At 66.2% G+C, this 16,915-nt stretch carries 13 protein-coding genes; 7 read left to right on the top strand and 6 right to left on the bottom strand.

What is annotated here, in order from left to right; all coding sequences use genetic code 11:
* Positions 1–73: 73 nt before the first annotated feature.
* Entirely contained in the window at positions 74–1,504 is a 1,431-nt protein-coding gene (locus V7D81_RS05525; RefSeq protein WP_324315109.1) for an aldehyde dehydrogenase family protein, read from the top strand.
* Positions 1,505–1,630: 126 nt separating this feature from the next.
* On the opposite strand, the gene V7D81_RS05520 is transcribed toward V7D81_RS05525, so the two are convergent.
* Together V7D81_RS05520 and V7D81_RS05515 are read right to left on the bottom strand one after the other, a co-directional pair.
* Positions 1,631–2,347 carry a hypothetical protein gene (locus V7D81_RS05520; RefSeq protein WP_324315108.1) on the bottom strand — a complete coding sequence of 239 codons (717 nt, stop codon included), beginning with the start codon at positions 2,345–2,347 and terminating at the stop codon, positions 1,631–1,633.
* Between the two features lie 108 nt (positions 2,348–2,455).
* Positions 2,456–2,941, bottom strand: a complete 486-nt coding sequence (locus tag V7D81_RS05515; protein ID WP_442958333.1) for an LEA type 2 family protein — start codon at positions 2,939–2,941, stop codon at positions 2,456–2,458.
* A gap of 151 nt (positions 2,942–3,092) precedes the next feature.
* Here V7D81_RS05515 and V7D81_RS05510 point away from each other — a divergent pair, with 151 nt between their 5' ends.
* Entirely contained in the window at positions 3,093–3,599 is a 507-nt protein-coding gene (locus tag V7D81_RS05510; protein ID WP_324315106.1) for a hypothetical protein, read from the top strand.
* A gap of 88 nt (positions 3,600–3,687) precedes the next feature.
* On the opposite strand, the gene V7D81_RS05505 is transcribed toward V7D81_RS05510, so the two are convergent.
* The 3 genes from V7D81_RS05505 to V7D81_RS05495 all read right to left on the bottom strand — a co-directional run bounded on the left by V7D81_RS05505 (position 3,688) and on the right by V7D81_RS05495 (position 7,525).
* Entirely contained in the window at positions 3,688–4,887 is a 1,200-nt protein-coding gene (locus V7D81_RS05505; RefSeq protein WP_324315104.1) for a formylglycine-generating enzyme family protein, read from the bottom strand.
* 34 nt (positions 4,888–4,921) lie between these two features.
* Positions 4,922–6,952, bottom strand: a complete 2,031-nt coding sequence (locus tag V7D81_RS05500) for an MASE1 domain-containing protein (protein WP_324315103.1) — start codon at positions 6,950–6,952, stop codon at positions 4,922–4,924.
* Between the two features lie 165 nt (positions 6,953–7,117).
* Entirely contained in the window at positions 7,118–7,525 is a 408-nt protein-coding gene (locus V7D81_RS05495; protein ID WP_324315101.1) for a RidA family protein, read from the bottom strand.
* On the opposite strand from V7D81_RS05495, the gene V7D81_RS05490 reads away from it, so the two are divergent.
* The 4 genes from V7D81_RS05490 to V7D81_RS05475 all read left to right on the top strand — a co-directional run bounded on the left by V7D81_RS05490 (position 7,517) and on the right by V7D81_RS05475 (position 14,054).
* Positions 7,517–8,824, top strand: coding sequence for an efflux RND transporter periplasmic adaptor subunit (locus V7D81_RS05490; RefSeq protein WP_324315099.1), 1,308 nt, complete (start codon positions 7,517–7,519; stop codon positions 8,822–8,824). The two genes, V7D81_RS05495 and V7D81_RS05490, sit on opposite strands and share 9 nt — an antisense overlap.
* A 17-nt stretch (positions 8,825–8,841) precedes the next feature.
* Complete coding sequence (locus tag V7D81_RS05485; protein WP_324315098.1) at positions 8,842–12,006, top strand: efflux RND transporter permease subunit; 3,165 nt, start codon at positions 8,842–8,844, stop codon at positions 12,004–12,006.
* A 119-nt stretch (positions 12,007–12,125) separates the two neighbouring features.
* Positions 12,126–13,514 carry an efflux transporter outer membrane subunit gene (locus V7D81_RS05480; RefSeq protein ID WP_324315096.1) on the top strand — a complete coding sequence of 463 codons (1,389 nt, stop codon included), beginning with the start codon at positions 12,126–12,128 and terminating at the stop codon, positions 13,512–13,514.
* Between the two features lie 189 nt (positions 13,515–13,703).
* A complete protein-coding gene (locus tag V7D81_RS05475) occupies positions 13,704–14,054 on the top strand; it encodes a NirD/YgiW/YdeI family stress tolerance protein (RefSeq protein ID WP_324315094.1) in 351 nt (116 codons plus the stop codon).
* A gap of 5 nt (positions 14,055–14,059) precedes the next feature.
* Here V7D81_RS05475 and V7D81_RS05470 read toward each other — a convergent pair whose 3' ends face one another.
* The gene (locus V7D81_RS05470; protein ID WP_324315092.1) at positions 14,060–15,340 is read right to left on the bottom strand and encodes an alpha/beta fold hydrolase; all 1,281 of its coding nucleotides are present in this window, start codon (positions 15,338–15,340) and stop codon (positions 14,060–14,062) included.
* Between the two features lie 229 nt (positions 15,341–15,569).
* On the opposite strand from V7D81_RS05470, the gene V7D81_RS05465 reads away from it, so the two are divergent.
* Positions 15,570–16,634, top strand: coding sequence for a hypothetical protein (locus V7D81_RS05465; protein ID WP_324315091.1), 1,065 nt, complete (start codon positions 15,570–15,572; stop codon positions 16,632–16,634).
* Positions 16,635–16,915: the final 281 nt, after the last annotated feature.

Raw genomic sequence — 16,915 nt, 5'->3', positions numbered from 1 at the left:
GCATCGCTGACGTATCATCGCGCCTCCCTTTCATCGAGTGGCGCGCATGCCCGCGCCGGTCCGGAGGCCTTCCATGTACGACTTCAGAAAATTCTTCATCGATGGCGCGTGGGTCGCGCCCGCCGGACGGCGCGAGCACCAGGTGATCAACCCGGCCACCGAGGAGCCGATCGGCACGGTCCTGCTCGGCACGGCCGACGACGTCGATGCAGCGGTGCGCGCCGCGCGCCGCGCCTTCGAAAGTTTTTCCCAAACCACGCGCGAGGAACGCATCGCCCTCCTCGAACGCATCGTCAAAGTTTTCCAATCGAAGATGCAGCGCATGGCGACCGCCATTTCCGATGAGATGGGCGCGCCGATGAAGCTGGCATTGAATGCCCAGGCCGGCAGCGGCGTGGGACATTTCGCGACCGCGCTGGCCGTGCTCAAGGACTTCGAGTTCGAAGAACAGCTCGGCAACACGCGCATCCGTCGCGAACCGATCGGCGTCTGCGGGCTGATCACGCCCTGGAACTGGCCGATCAACCAGATCGCCTGCAAGGTCGCGCCCGCGCTGGCAACGGGCTGCACCGTCGTGCTGAAGCCGAGCGAAGTCGCGCCGCTGAGCGCGCATGTCTTCGCCGAAATCATGGAAGAAGCCGGCGTGCCGAAGGGCGTGTTCAACCTGGTCGACGGCGATGGCCCGGGCGTGGGCGAGGCGATCTCGCGTCATCCCGACATCGACATGGTGTCGTTCACCGGCTCGACCCGCGCCGGCGTGCTCGTGGCCAAGGCCGCCGCCGATACGGTGAAGCGCGTGTCGCAGGAACTCGGCGGCAAGTCCGCCAACATCATTCTCGACGATGCGGATCTCAATGCGGCGGTGAAGACGGGCGTCATCTCGATGATGTCGAACACCGGCCAGTCGTGTAACGCGCCGTCGCGCATGCTGGTGCCGGCGAAGCTGTACGACGAAGCCGTGCAGATCGCGAAGGCCGTCGCCGAGAAATCGCGCGTCGGCGATCCGAAGGCCGAAGGCATCACGATGGGCCCGGTCTCCAACCGCACGCAGTTCGAGAAAATCCAGGGCCTGCTGAAGAAGGGCATCGAGGAAGGCGCCACCGTCGTCATCGGCGGACCGGGCCGCCCCGACGGCCTGGACAAGGGCTACTTCATCAAGCCCACCGTGTTCGCGAACGTGAACAACGGCATGACCATCGCGCGCGAAGAAATCTTCGGGCCGGTGCTGTGCATGATTCCGTACCAGACTGAAGAAGAAGCGATCCGCATCGCCAACGACACGGTGTACGGGCTGTCCGGTTACGTGTACTCCGGGAATATCGAGAACGCGCGGCGGGTGGGCAATCGCCTGCGCACCGGCATGGTCCACCTCAACGGCGCCGCCACCGACGTCAACGCGCCGTTCGGCGGCTACCGGCAGTCGGGCAACGGACGCGAGTGGGGACGCGAGGGATTCAAGGAGTTTCTGGAGACGAAGGCAGTGATGGGGTACGGCAACGCGTAGAACGGCGACAGGCTACGGGCGACAGGCGACGGCCAGATGAATCGTCAGGTTCTTGCTGTCGCCTGTAGCCTGTAGCCTGTAGCCCGTAGCCTGTAGCCTGTAGCCCGTAGCCTGTCGCCTGTCGCCCTACCTCACCGGCCCCGCCTCCGGGTCAGGCGCCGGCGGCGCGCTCGTCATGCGATCGTAGATGCGATGCACCTTGATGCCTGACAGCAGCGTGTCGCCGCCCCACTTGATCTCCGATTCGAGCTGGTCGGTTTTCGGCAGCCAGCGATACCTCTCGGTGACGCGCGGGCCCTTGCGCGCCTTGCGATCGATCACGAACCACTGACCGTCCCAGCCGATGCTCGAATCGGCGAGTTCGCCCTGCGGCATCGACACCTGGCTCTGGCTGCCGGCCTCGAAACGTCGCGTGTCGAGCTGCGAGCGGATGTCGATCGTCGCGCCCGCCTGCGTGATGACCAGGGTGTCGGAAATATTGAGCATGCGGCGCAGGTTGTCGTTGGGACGCGGCTTGCGCTTCTGCGACGGATCGGGCGGCGGCGCCTTCCGCGCGTCGTCTTCCGGCGGCGGCAGCGGCATGCCCAGCGGCGGAATACCGAGCGGATCCGTGCGGCGCGCGTCGCGCATCCAGCGTTCATGCTGCGTGCGCAGTTCGTCGAGCCGTTCCTGCAACAGCGCTTCGGCGTCGTCGCTCCTGGCCGCATTGATCTGCCAGTTGCCGCTCAGATCGACGCCTTTGGGCGCGGCGGCGCCGTAGGCCGCGAAGGTCGTCTGCGAAAAGCACAGCAGCAGCGCGCCGACGCTCGCGGCGATGCCCGGCGAAAATCGAGAATGGATCAAGCGCGCTCCGGTGATTCGTGTGGCCCCGCTCATGCGTGGGACCCATCAGAACCGAATCGGTTCGAGCGCGCAACGCTCAGGCGGCGCCGGGCTCAGGCGGATCCGGGCTCAGCCGGCGCCGGCCGGCGCCGTTCCTGCCGGCAGGTCGAATTCGCCCTTGGTCGAGAAGCGGTTGGTGCCGAACGTCGAGCCGCTCAGCTTGCCCTTCATTTCGTACTGGATCTTGCGCGTGCCATCGCCCTGCATGATCCCGATGGCCTGACGGATCATCCGGAAGGCCGAGATCGTGACCGGCACGCTGATCACCGTTTCGCCGAACCGCGGCACCGTGCCGCCTTCGGGACTCACGCCGCTCGCGAAGCTCTTGCCCTGCACGTCCATTTCCAGCGAGACGCCGTTGTAGGTGATGGCGGCATCGTTCGGATTCTGCACGCGCAGTTTCACCGTCATGCGCAATTCCATGCCCTGCCCCTGCAGCGGCTCGATGCCGGCGACCGTGACCTGCAGGGGATCGCGACCGGGCATGCTGGCGCAGGCGCCGAGCGCGAGAAGCAGCAGGACGAGCAGCGATCGATACAGTGCGGGCATGAGCATTCTCCGGATCGGCCACGAGCTGGCACATTCTGAGCACCTACCGAGGTTTCACGATCAGGACATTCCGGTGTCGTGACGCCCGCGGTGCGACGTCGAGCGCTGCAACGACAGATGTCCTGCACGACGCTGATGAAGCGACAGGAGGCTCACCATGCTGCGCTATAGCATCGCCGACGAAATGCTCTACGGTACCGTGGCCGGAAAAAGCTTCTCGATGAAGGCTTGCTCCGGAGGTGGACGGGGCAGCTCCGCCGGGCTGCAGCGCAAGGACGTTGCACACTGGAACTCGCAGAAAAAAGCTCCGGCCGCCTTCGACGAAGCGAACCGCGGCGGCCCACTGCCGGCGGGGCACTACCTGGCCGTCTACATCGGTCCGTACAAGACCTTCGGGGAATGCGCGCGGCTCGACCAGACGCTGACATCCATGCTCTACAGCGATCTGTCATCCGCCGCGGGCGTCAGCGTCACCGAGCGCGACGGCTTCCTCATCCATGGCGAGGGTCCCAAAGGCAGCGATGGCTGCATCGTGCCGGCAAGCAAGGTCGCGTTGAAGAAACTGCTGAGTGCGCTGAAGGCCGCCAATCGCCCGGTACTGCTCGAGGTTCACACCGAAGGCGTAAACGTCGACCGGCTGAGAGACACGGGGAATATCGCCTAGGCTCCGCACTGCAGTTCGATCTTCGCATCGATGCAGAGCCCCCTCCCTGACCCTCCCCCGCTGCGCGGAGGAGGGAAGAACGACGAACTCAGTCGCGTTGCGCCGTTCGCGCGTCCGCCGGCGCCGGCGCATCCTTCACCAGCCGGAAGCCGACATGGCTCATCGGATTCATCGGATCGTTGCCGCGGCGCGCGCTCGGCCGGTAGCTCAGGCAGTAGTCGACGTTGCACAGGAACGAACCGCCGCGGATCACGCGGCGCGGCGCGCCGGGAATGCCGAGCGAATCGTCGGGATCCCAGGAATCGCTCGGGCCGGTGGGATTGTCGATCACGTTGCTGCCGTACTGCTGCAGTTCGCGATCGAAGAAATCGGCGCGATACCAGTCGGAGGCCCACTGCCACGCATTGCCCGTCATGTCGACGAGGCCGTAGCCGTTCGGCGGGAACGTGCCGACGCGCATCGTGCCGGTCGCGCCGCCGGCTTTCGGATTCACCACCGGAAAGCGGCCCTGGCGCGACACGTCCCAGATGTTCGCCATCGATTCGCCGTTCGGCTTGAATTCCTCGCCCCAGGTGTAGGTGGCCTGTTCGAGTCCGCCGCGCGCCGCGAACTCCCACTCGGCCTCGGTCGGCAGACGCTTGCCGGCCCACTTCGCGTACGCGAGGACGTCTTCGTAGCTGACCTGCACGACGGGATGATCGTCCTTGCCGTCGATGTTGCTGTCGGGGCCGCGCGGATGCTGCCAGTTCGCGCCGGGAACGTAGCGCCACCACTGCGCCACGTTGCCGTAGTCGACCGGCGCATCGGTGCCGACGAACACCATCGCGCCCGCCACCATCGCCTCGTCCGGCGGTTGCGGCGTATCCGGCGGCAGCTGCACCTTGAGATCCTCCCAGCGCGGTTTGCGTTCCGCGGTCGTCACGTAGTTCGTGGCTGCGACGAACTCGCGGAACTGCGCGTTGGTGACGTGCGTGCGATCCATCCAGAAACCGTTCACGCGCACCCGGTGCGTCGGCCGTTCGTTGCGCTGGGCGAGCCGGTGATCGCTGCCCATCAGGAACTCGCCGCCGGGAATCCAGGCCATGTCCTGCGGTCCCGTGACGCCATCGCCGAGGATGGCGTCCGGCTTCGCGACCACGGCCGGCGCCGCGACAGCGGGTTGGGAATCTTTCTGCAGCCACGCGGCCGCGGCGAATCCCACGCCGCCGCCGATCGCGGCGATCGAGATCAGGATGACGGGCAGCGAAGTCCGCGACGCGGGTGTATCGGTCCGAGGTTGTTTGCTCATGGCGCGATGGTTGTCGGATCGGCGGTGGCGGGCGCTAGGTAATTTCCGCAGTCGCGTCCTCTTCCGCACCGGCGACCGGCACGGTGAAGGAGAACGTCGCGCCTGCATCGGCATTGTTCGCCGCCCAGATGCGCCCGTCGTGCGCGGCAATGATGGTGCGGGCGATCGACAGGCCGAGCCCCATGCCGCGCTGGTTGGTGGTGAAGAACGATTCGAACAGCAGCGGCATGCGCTCGGCGGGAATGCCGCAGCCGCAGTCGCGCACGGACACTTCGACACCCAGCGTCTCGTGGCGGCGCGTGCTCACGGTCACCTGCCGGTCCGCCTCGGGCACGTCGGTCTCCGCGTCCATGGCGTTCACGATCAGGTTGACCAGCACCTGCTGCAACTGGGTGGCATCGCCCAGCACCGGCGGCAGGTCGGCGGCGAGTTCCTCGTGCAGGCGCACGCGGCGACGTTCGAGATCGCCCGCCAGCAACCGGCACACCTCGCGCACCGCGGTATTGACGTCCAGCGCGCTGCGCTGCATCGGCTGGTTGCGCACGAAGGCGCGGATGGAACGGATCGTGTCGTCGGCGCGCAGATCGTACTGGCGGATCGAGCCCATGATCCCGATCAGCTCGTCGATGGGCGGATCGGGCCGCTGCAGCAGATTGCGCGCCGCATCGGCGCTCAGCAGGATCGCGCTCAGCGGCTGGCGGATCTCGTGCGCGATCATCGCCGTCAGTTCGCCCATGACGGCGAGGCGCTGCGCGTGGGCGAGCGCACGCGTCGCCTCCGCGGCGCGACGGCGATCCGTGACGTCCGTGACTGCACCGATGAAGCCGAGAAATTCGCCGTCCGGCGCGTAGCGCGGCACGCCCGTCGTATGCACCCAGCGATACTCGCCGTCGTGGCGGCGGTGCCGGTACTCGGCATCGAAGCGCTGACGCAGCCGGAATGAAGTATCGAAGAGTTCGCGCAGGCGCGGCCGATCGTCCGGATGCACGCGCTCGCCCCAGCGTTCGTGACGCGAGTCGTCGGGCGAACGGCCGCTGAAGGCCAGCCAGCCCTCGTTGCTGAATTCGTTGCGTTGACCCGCGTCGACCTGCCAGATCATCACCGGCGCGGCATTCGCGATGGAGCGGAAGCGTTCCTCGCTCTCGCGCAACGAACGTTCCGTGTGCCAGCGCTGTTCGACGACCACGGCGACGAGATACAGCGGTGCGGCGCGCAGCAGCAGATAGTTCTGCAGCGCATGAGCCGTATCGGTCGGCGACAGGTCCGCGAACGGACCGCGGTAGGCGAGCGCCGCCTGGATCATCATCACCGCGAGCACCGTGATGGAACCGGAAGCGCCGAACATCCCGAAGCGCAACGCGGCCCACACCAGGAACGGGATCGGCAGATAGAAGCGCGTCTGCTGCAGTTCGATCGAGCCTTCGCCGGTGTTCGCCGCAACGTACGAAGTAATGAGAAGACCCGTCAGCAGCAGGCCGGCTTCGATGAGACGCCGCGTGTCGAGCAGCAGCGTTCGCAGATCCGAACCGAAGACCCAGTAACAGATCGCGGGCGTGACGATCAGATGCGCGAGCGCATTGCCCATGAACCACTGGTCCCACGAAATCCAGAACGGGTCGCCGAGCAGATGCCGCGCGCCGGCACCCGCGACTGCGCCGAGCGCCGGAACGAGCAGCACGGCATGGAGCACGAACCAGGCGAAGCGCGGCACCGAGTCGAGCCGCAGCGGCGTGCCGACGAAACGCCGCAGCAGCACGGCGGCCAGCACGCATTTGGCCGAATCGATGACGAAGGTCGCCAGCAGGAACCACAGGGGAATGTCGTGCGCGACTTCCGAAAACACGCGGATCGGCAGCGCCGCCATCACGTACCAGCCCCATTGGCGCGGCGGCGTCATCAGCAGGGCACACAGCAGCACGGAATCGGGGAACCAGAACGGCGATGCCGACGCCTGGCTGAACGACATGCCGTAGCGGTAGGCGACGTAGAACGCCGCCAGGAACACGGCGAACGACAGCCCGACGTGGAGCGTCTGCGCACGCACTGCCGATGCCGGCTGATCCACGGAGACTCCCATGACCGTTGCGCCTGTGTTCGCCGTGCGGCGACGCATGAGTTGTCGGGGCGCGGGCGATTATGCCTCTTCCCTTCTCCCTGTAGGTCAGGCTTCAGCCTGACTCCGAAAAGGCCGGCTAAAGCCGGCCCCACAGCCAGAGATCGAGAGAGACAGCTACGACCCCGGCGGCGCAGCCCCCGCCGCGCCGCGCTTCTTCGCCGTCACCTGGATTTCGATCTTCATGCGCGGATCGGCGAGACCCGCCGCAATCATCATCGCCGCCGGACGCACCTCGCCGAAGTACCGGCGCAGCACCGGCCAGCACTGCTCGAACTCGCTCGCCACCGGCACGACGTAAATCACGCGCACCACGTCGGCGAGCGTCGACCCTGCCTGCGCCAGCGCCTGCTCGATGTTCTTCAGGCATTGCTCCGTCTGCTCGACGATGCCGTCCCGGATCGTCATGGTCGTGTAATCGAAGCCGGTCGTGCCCGAAACGAACACCCAGCCGTCGTCGACGACGGCGCGCGAATAACCGATGTCGCGCTCGAAGGTGGAGCCGGAGCTGATGAGTTGGCGCATGGGCGAGACCGCGGCGGATGGGACGGTCGCAGGATAGTCGACCGCGAGCGGGACCGGGCACTGCTCGTCGCACAAGCCGGGCGCCTCATTGTCGGCAACTACGGTATCGGCATCCGCCGGACGCTCAAGCACAATGGCCGCATGGGACACTCTGGCGTGCGCGCTATTGCGTGGGGATGGGTCATGGCGGCCGTCGGCTGCGTCGGCGCCTGCAGCAAGCAGGATCCGGGACAGCAGATGCAGGCCGTCGAGGTCAAGGCGATCGCGGTCGCGCCCGCCGAAGCACAGCTCTACGTAGACAAGGTCGGCGAAGTCCGCGGCTCGCAGGAAGTCGACCTGCGCGCACGGGTCGGCGGCGTGCTCATCAGGAAACATTTCCAGGACGGCTCGCTGGTGCAGGAAAACGAGCCGCTGTTCTCCATCGATCCGCGCGAATACCGCGCGCAGCTGGCGAATGCGCAGGCGCAGCTCGCCTCCGCCGAAGCCAATCTCGCCAAGGCGCAGCAGGATGTCGACCGCTATGCGCCGCTGCTGGCCGAGAACGCCATCAGCCGCCAGGTCTATGACTCGGCCGTGGCCGCGGCCAAGCAGGCGCAGGCGCAGGTCAATGCTTCGCGCGCCTCGATCGAGCAGGCGCAGCTCGGCGTGGATTTCTCAACCGTAAGGGCGCCGTTCACCGGACGGGTCGGCGACGCCAAGGTGTTCGAGGGCGCATTGATCACCGCGGGCGTCACGGAACTCGTCTCGCTGTACCGCGACGATCCCGCCTGGGTGTACTTCAATGTGAGCGAGTCCGAGCTGCTGGACTATCAACGGCGCTTCAACGGCGAACCGAATCCGGATTCGTCCATGCGCACGGTGCGCCTGCAGCTCAGCGACGGCACGATCTATCCCGAGTCCGGCAAGATCACGTACATCGCGAGCGCGCTGGATGCGACCACCGGCACGTTCGCGCTGCGCGCGGAGTTTCCCAACCCGAAGCACTACCTGATCCCCGGCCTGTTCGCGCGCATCCGCATCATGGCGGACGACCTGCACGACTCCATCGTCCTGCCGGATCGCGCCGTGCAGCAGCAGCTCGGCCGCTACTTCGTCATCGTCGTGGGCGCAGACGACAAGGCCGAAATGCGCGCCATCCAGCTGGGTCCGCGGCTCGGCAATCAGTGGGTCATCACCGACGGCCTCAAGGCGGGCGATCGCGTCGTGGTCGAAGGCATCCTCAAGGCGCGGCCCGGCGCACCGCTGAAAGTCACGCTGATCACGGCCGCGGAACTGAACGCGCCGCCCGCCGCCACGTGACCTGACGGAACCGGTCCATGGCGCGCTTCTTCATCGATCGTCCCGTCTTCGCCATCGTCATCTCGCTGTTCCTGCTGCTGGTGGGAACGCTGTCGCTGTTCTCGCTGCCGGTGGGCGAGTTCCCGGAGATCGCGCTGCCGACGGTGCAGGTGCGCGCCGCGTATGTGGGCGCGAGTTCCGATGTGGTCGAAGCCTCGGTCACTGCGCCGCTCGATCGCCAGATCAACGGCGTCACCGACATGCTCTACATCAACGGCGTGAGCGGCGACGATGGCAGCGCCTCGCTCACGGTGACGTTCGCGCTGGAACGCGATCCGGACATCGCCGCGGTGGAAGTGCAGAACCGCGTCTCGCAGGCCACCGCCACCCTGCCCTCGGAGGTCAACAACGCCGGCGTCACGGTGCGCAAACAGTCGCCCGACACGCTGATGTTCCTCGCGCTGCACGCCACCGACGACACGCTCGATTCGCTGTTCGTCAACAACTACGCCTATGTCTACATCGTCGATCCGCTGAAGCGCGTGAAAGGCATCGGCGACGTGCAGGTGTTCGGCTCCGAATACGGCATGCGCATCTGGCTGCGTCCCGACCGGCTCGCCAGCCTGCGTCTCACCGCCAGCGACGTGGCGCGCGCCATCCAGGAACAGAACGTCCAGGCGCCGGCCGGCCAGGTCGGCCAGCCGCCGGCGGATGCGAACCAGAGTTTCCAGTATTCGCTGCGCGTGCGCGGCCGGCTGGTGGACCCTGAGGAATTCGCCGACATCATCGTCGGCTCGCGGCCGGACGGTTCCTTCATCCGCGTGCGCGACGTCGGCCGTGTCGAACTCGGCGGCAGGGACTACAACTACCGCACGCGCTACGAAGGCATGCCGGCGGCGATGATGGCCATCTCGCTCGCGCCCGGCGCGAATGCGATGGAAACGGCGAAGCTGATCAAGGAGCAGCTGGCGACGCTGAAGCTGGCGTTCCCCGCCGGACTCGACTACCGGATCATGTACGACAGCTCGGACTTCGTGACCGCCTCCATCAACGAAGTCGTGCACACGTTCATCGAGGCACTGATCCTGGTGCTGATCGTCGTGTACCTGTTCCTGCAGAGCTGGCGCGCGACATTGATTCCGATGCTGGCCGTGCCGGTGTCGCTGGTCGCGACCTTCGCCGCATATCAGTTGCTCGGCTTCTCGATCAATACGCTATCGCTGTTCGGCCTGGTGCTGGCCATCGGCATCGTGGTCGACGATGCCATCGTCGTGGTCGAGGCCGTCGAACAGAACATGCACGCGCACAAGCTGTCGCCGCGCGACGCGACGCGCAAAGCGATGGACGAAGTGCAGGGACCGGTGATCGCCATTGCGCTGGTGCTGTCGGCCGTGTTCGTGCCGATGGCCTTCATTCCCGGCGTGACCGGGCTGCTGTACAAGCAGTTCGCGCTGACGGTTGCGGTGTCGACGCTGTTCTCGGCCGTGGTAGCGCTGACGCTGACGCCGGCGCTGTGCGCGATGCTGCTGAAGCCGCAGCCCGAACACGCGGGCGATGCGCCGCCGCGCGGTCCGCTGCGCCGCTTCTTCCATGGTTTCAATCATCGCTTCGACCGCCTCAATCACGGCTATGGGCGCGCGGCGCGTCTGGGCGCGCGCCGCGTGTCGATTGCAGTGACGCTGCTGGTCGTGGTGGTCCTGGGTGTCGCCGGCATGCTGCAGATCACGCCGACGGGATTCGTGCCCGACGAGGACAAGGGCGCGGTGTTCATGCAGGTGATCCTGCCGGACGCCGCCGCGCAGCAGCGCACGCTGCGCGTGCTCTCCGACATCGAAGCGATTGCGCGGGCGCAACCCGGTGTCGATGCGGTCGCCGCCGTCGCCGGCCTCGACATGATCTCGGGCACTGCGGCATCGAACTGCGCGCTGGTGATCGTCAAGCTCAAGCCGTGGGATGAACGCACCGCGAAGAATGTCAGCGCGCCGGCGATTCTCGGCGCGCTGTCGCAGAAGACGCAGCACATTCCGGAAGCCTTCGTCTTCGCCTTCAATCCGCCGGCGCTGCCGGGCTTCGGCGCGGTGTCCGGTTTCTCGGCGATGCTCGAAGCACGCGGCAACCAGACGGCGCAGGAACTGGCGCAGACCGCGCAGCAGCTCATCGGCGCACTCTCGCAGGATCCGGCGATCGGCCGCATCACCACGACGTTCTCGGCCAATACACCGAACTATCAGCTCGCCGTCGATCGCGAAAAGGTCAAGAAGCTCGGCGTGCCGGTCAGCGATGTGTTCACGACCTTCCAGACGTTCATGGGCGGTTATCAGGTGAACGAGTTCACGGCCTTCGGCCGCAACTACAAGGTCACGATCCAGGCCGACACCGAGTTCCGCCGCGAAGTGCGCGACATCGCGCAACTGTTCGTACGCAACGCGCAGGGCGACATGGTGCCGCTCGATGCCGTGACGTCCTACACGCCGTCCACCGGCTCGCGCTTCCTGCAGCGTTACAACCTGTATCGCACCGCTGCGCTGAGCGGCGCACCGGCGACGGGCGCGAGTTCCGGCCAGGCGATGGCCGCCGTCGAACGCATTGCCGCGGCGACGCTGCCCGCCGATTACGCGATCGAATGGACCGGTCAGAGCCTGCAGGAAAAACTGGCCGGCAACACCGCGACGCTGGTGATGGGACTGTCGCTGGTCGTGGTGTTCCTGTTCCTCGCCGCGCTGTATGAAAGCTGGACCGTGCCGTTCGCGGTGCTGATGGCGACGCCGTTCGGATTCCTTGGCGCGCTGCTGGCACTCAAGCTCACCGGCGTGGCGTTCAATGTGTACGGCCAGATCGGACTGGTCACGCTCATCGGCCTGTCGGCGAAGAATGCGATCCTGATCGTCGAGTTTGCGAAGCTGAATCGCGAGGCCGGCAAGCCGCTGATCGAATCGGCACTCGAAGCGGCGCGGCTGCGCCTGCGACCGATCCTCATGACCTCGTTCGCGTTCATTCTCGGTGTGGTGCCGCTGGTGCTGGCGTCGGGTGCTGGCGCGTCGTCGAAGCATTCGGTGGGCATTGCGGTGTTCGGCGGCATGATCCTGGCGACGCTGCTCACGACGCTGGCGGTGCCGGCGTTTTATGTGTTGATCCAGGGGCTGTCGGAGAAGCTCGGCGGCGGACCGCCGCAACCAGCACCGGCACCGGAAGGTGCGGCATGAAGCTCCGGAGAAGACCCCCTCCCTGCCCTCCCCCGCAAGCGGAGGAGGGGAAGAAATTGCCTGCCTCCGTTCCGATCCCCTCCTCCGCTTGCGGGGGAGGGTTAGGGTGGGGGCTTCTTGTGCTGACGACCGCATTGCTGCTCTCCGCCTGCGCCATCGGCCCCGACTACGAACGCCCCGAATCCGTAACACCGCCTGCCGACTATCGCGGCATCGCCGCGGTGCAAACGGAAAAATCCGTGGCCGACACCGCCTGGGCACAGATGTTCGGCGACCCCGAACTCGTTGCCGTGATCCAGCAGGCGCTCACCACCAATCTCGATCTGCTGAGCGCGGTGGCGCGCGTCGAAGAATTCCGCGCGCGCCAGCACCTGGCGCGCTCCGCCTTCGGACCGCAGCTCGGCGCAAACATCTCCACCAGCCCCAATCCGCAGAGCCGGGAGGACGCCAGCTACAGCGGCGGCCTGTCGCTCACCTGGGAACTCGATCTGTTCGGCAAGCTGCGACGCTCCAACGAAGCGGCACGCGCGCAGCTCATGGCCTCGGAAGACAATGCGCGCGCCGTCATGAGTGCGCTGGTCGCGTCGGTGGCGACCACGTGGTTCCAGCTACGCGAACTCGATGCGGAAGTGCAGATCATCCGCGACACCATCCACAGCCAGGAGGAATCGCTGGCGCTGGTGCGCTCGCTGATGCGCAACGGCGTGTCCTCCGGCGCCGAGGAACAGCAGGCCATCGGCCAGCTCGCGACGACGCGCGCGCAACTGCCGCTGGCGCTGCAGAACCGCGCGCAGGTCGAGAACTTCCTGCAATACCTGCTCGGCAATCCGCCGGACGAGATCGCGCGCAGCCAGCCGCCCACCTTCATCATCGTGCCGCCGGAGATTCCCGTCGGCCTGCCGGCACAACTGCTGGAACGCCGGCCCGACGTACGCCTGCTGGAAAACAGCCTGCGGGCGGCCACGGCGCAGATCGGCGTCGCGGAAGCCAACCGGTTCCCGTATCTGAGCATCGGACTCACGTCGTTCTTCGGCCTGGTGAGTCCGCAACTCGCGCATCTCTTCGACGGCGACGATCCGGCCACCGAAGTGCTCGCCATCGGACCCGAAGCGAGCATGCCGATCTTCCAGTCCGGCGGCGGCACCGCCAACGTGGAGGCGGCGCGCGCAGTGCAGCGCCAGGCCGAGCTCGCCTATCGCGGCGGCGTGCTGCAGGCCTTGCGCGAAGTCGCCGATTCGCTCGTCGCGACGGACCAGGTACGTGAACTGATCGCCCAGAACGAAGTGCGCACCGGCGCCGCCGCCGAAACCCTGCGCCTGCAACGCATGCGCTATCGCGCCGGCGTCATCAGCTACATCGAAGTGCTGGATGCCGAGCGACAGCTGTTCTCGTCGCAGATCGACCTGGCGCGCTCGAAGCTCTCGCAGCTGCAGTCCTACATCGACCTGTATCGCGCGCTCGGCGGCGGCTGGTCGGATGCGGAGCTGCAGAAGCTGCAGGGAAAATGAGAACGGAGAATGGCCGCAAGAAGGCGCAAAAGAACGCAAAGAACATTTTTGCTTTTCTGACCTTGCGATTTTTTGCGCCTTTTTGCGGCCATTGTTCCTCTTCCATCCTGCATGCGTTCTTCCCCTACGGACAGCGCGACAACGCCCTCTCTAGAATCGTTTGACCGCCGCTCGAACGGGAGAACGATCATGCTTCGCCGCCTGTCCTTCCTGATCGCAACGACGCTGGCCGCTTCGGCCGCAGTCGCGCAGTACACCGGTCCTTCGTCGACCACGCAGTACCGCAGCATTGCCGACGTGCTCAAGAATCCCGTGGACGATGCAGCGGTGACGCTCGAGGGTTATCTGATCAAGCAGGTCGGCAAGGAGAAGTACCTCTTCTCGGACGGCACATCGGAGATCCGCGTCGAGATCGACGCCAAGGATTTTCCGCCGACGCCGGTCGACGAGAAGACGCGGGTGCAGATCCGCGGCGAAATCGAGAAGGACTTTCTCACCAGCCCGGAGATCGACGTCGATACGCTGACGATCGTCAAGTAACGCGTTCAGCGAACGTCGCCGAGCAGCCGGTTCACCAGCGCCACGGCCGCGGGATCTTCGAGGATTCCCGTGTGGGTGGCATCGAAGCCGCGGATGTCGACGGCATCGTCCTGCGCCTCGCTGCGCAGTTCGCTGGCAACTGTCACGACGCCATCGCCGGAATCGCCCATGCCGCTCTTGCGGAACGAGAACAGCAGATGGTGCGGCACGGGCAATGCTTGTCGCACGCCGGGCGCTGAGAAAAAGAGCGAGGTCAGGTAGTCGCTGCCGGGCGCCATGTCGTACCAGGAACGCACGACGGTCGGCGCGTATTCGACGCCCATCTGCGCCGCGTCGTGCCCGCCCCAGGGCGTCGACACGGTGATGAAGAGCGGGATCTTCGTGCCGTCCTCGCTTCGCCGCAGCAGGTAGCCGCGCGACACGAGCCCGCCCATGCTGTGCGCCACGACGATGAGCTGCGGCACACGATGGCGCACTTCCAGTTCGAGCATCGTCTGCGCCAGATGATCGGCGACCTTGCCGAGGCGCGCGCCCGACGGATAGTAGTAAACCCAGGGCTGGAAGCGCGTGCGGTCCAGGTGTTCGATCAGGTAGCGGAAGTTCAGCGGCGAACCGGAAATGCCGTGCACGAACAGCACCGGAATGCGCTTCGCATCGTAGGGTTCGAGGAAGTACACGCCCGGCCCGGCGTCGAGCAGGAAATCGTACGGGGTCCACATGCCCGACTTGACGTGTTCCGCGGAGAAGCGCGGATCGTCGAGGGTCGTGACGGTGCCGGCGGCAGTTCGCGCCGCCAGGCTGATGCCGAGCTGTTCCTCGGGCGTGTGCGTGCGCAGCGCGGCGATGTCGACTTCGCGAATGTAGGCGCGCCCGCCTTGCGCAGGGATACGCAGATCGCGATCCGCGATGCGGCTGCCTGCTGCGCAGTGCACGCGCGAGTCGTCGGCGACATTGAGCACCGGTTCGCCCGGCTGATAGACGAGATCGCGACTGCGGTCCTCGAACGCGGCGAGTGCATAGTCGCCGGGCTGGGCCACCATCAGCCAGCGGCCGTCGCCTTCGGACACGAAATGATCGGCGAGCCGCCACGCCGGCGAACCGGTCGGCGTCGGCTGCAGCAGCAGGATCACGCGCGGATTGCGATTGGCCGGATCGCCGCTGACCGTGCCGGAAACCACGCACAGCGCATCGATCTGCTGTTGCTGTTCGCGCAGCTTGCCGAACATGCAGCCCGGCAGTGCGACAGTCGCCAGCATCGCTACGGCAGTCAGCCGACGTATTCGCATCAGATCCTCCGGAGGAGAGGAGTTTCCACGGGGGACACGGGGAGCACGGGACGGAAAAGAAGAAGCATTTCTTGTCCCCGTGTTCCCCGTGTCCCCCGTGGAAACCTTCTGGTTCTTGTGCATCGAGCTTAGCCGCGGCGCACCCGAAGCGGTCTGCCCCTTGTGCTTATCGCGCTGCAGCCGCTGGTGTCGCGACAATGCCGGCCCGCCATTCGATCAGCGTGCATCCATGCGCATTGCGATCTGCATCGCCGCCGCCGCGCTCTGCGGGGCCTTCGCGGGCTGCGTGTCGGTAGGCCCGGGCACCGTGCCGCGCGACCGGCTCGACTACAGCGAATCCATCACCGAATCGTGGAAGCGGCAGAACCTGCTGAACATCGTGAAGCTGCGCTATCTCGATCCGCCGGTGTTCGTCGACGTCGGCCAGATCGTGAGCGGCTACACCCTGGAGACCGGCATGACGGTCGGCGGACAGGTGTCGTCCGGGAATGCCGTGCAAGGCAACAGCGCCACCCTCGGCGGTTCGGGCCGCTTCACCGACCGGCCGACGATCACGTACGTGCCCATGACGGGCACCAAGTTCATGAGCGGCCTGATCATGCCGATTCCGCCGGACGCGATGTTCTATTCCATCCAGTCGGGCTGGGCGGCGGACGTGATCCTGACGCTGGGCGTCGGCGCCATCAACGGACTGAAGAACGCGAGCCGGGATCGCGACCAGGAGGCCGATCCGCGCTTCCTGCGTGTGGCGGAGCTGCTGCGGCAGATCCAGATCTCCGGCTCGGTCGGCCTGCGGCTGCGCAAGGGTCCGGGCAATGAAAAGTCCACTATCGTCGTGCTGCGCGCGCCCGGTACGTCGACGGACACGCTCGCACAGATCCGCGAACTGCGTTCGCTGCTGGGACTGGCGCAGGACGCGACGGAGTTCACGCTGGTGTACGGCGACATCGCCTCGAACGATCGCGAGATCGCCGTGCATACGCGTTCGCTGCTGCACGTGATGTCATCGCTCGGACAACGCGTCGAAGTTCCCGCCACAGACCTGAGCGAAGGACGGGCCACTTTCGGATTGTCGACCGCGGCCCCCGGCGCGACCGGCACGTTCCGGATCCACAGCTCGGTCGAAGAACCGCAGGACGCCTACGTCAGCGTCCGCTATCGCGGTACGTGGTTCTGGATCGACGATCGCGACCTGCGTTCGAAGGGCGGCTTCGCCATCATCATGCTGCTGTTCACGCTGACCGATCAGGGCCCCGATCGCGCGCTGCCGCTGCTGACGATTCCGACGGGGTAGGAAAAGGTCTCTTTTTTTCTCTGTCACCCCCGCGCAGGCGGGGGCCCATCTTCGCATTCGCCAATTGCGGCGATTTGCGCAAATATCCGCCCCATCGACGCAAGCATTCGACCCACCATGACGGACATGAACGCCAACACGGACACCTGGCCGCGGCCGCATCGCCTGACGGTGGAGGAGTACTACCGCATGGCGGAGGTGGGCCTGCTCGCGCACGACGCGCGGGTCGAACTGATCGAGGGAGAGATCATCGATATGGCGCCGATAGGAAGTCGACATGC

This window comes from Povalibacter sp. (assembly GCF_036735925.1).
GTDB lineage: Bacteria > Pseudomonadota > Gammaproteobacteria > Steroidobacterales > Steroidobacteraceae > Steroidobacter.
Note: the sequence above shows the minus strand (reverse complement) of the source record. Positions and strands in the feature narration are given on the sequence as shown.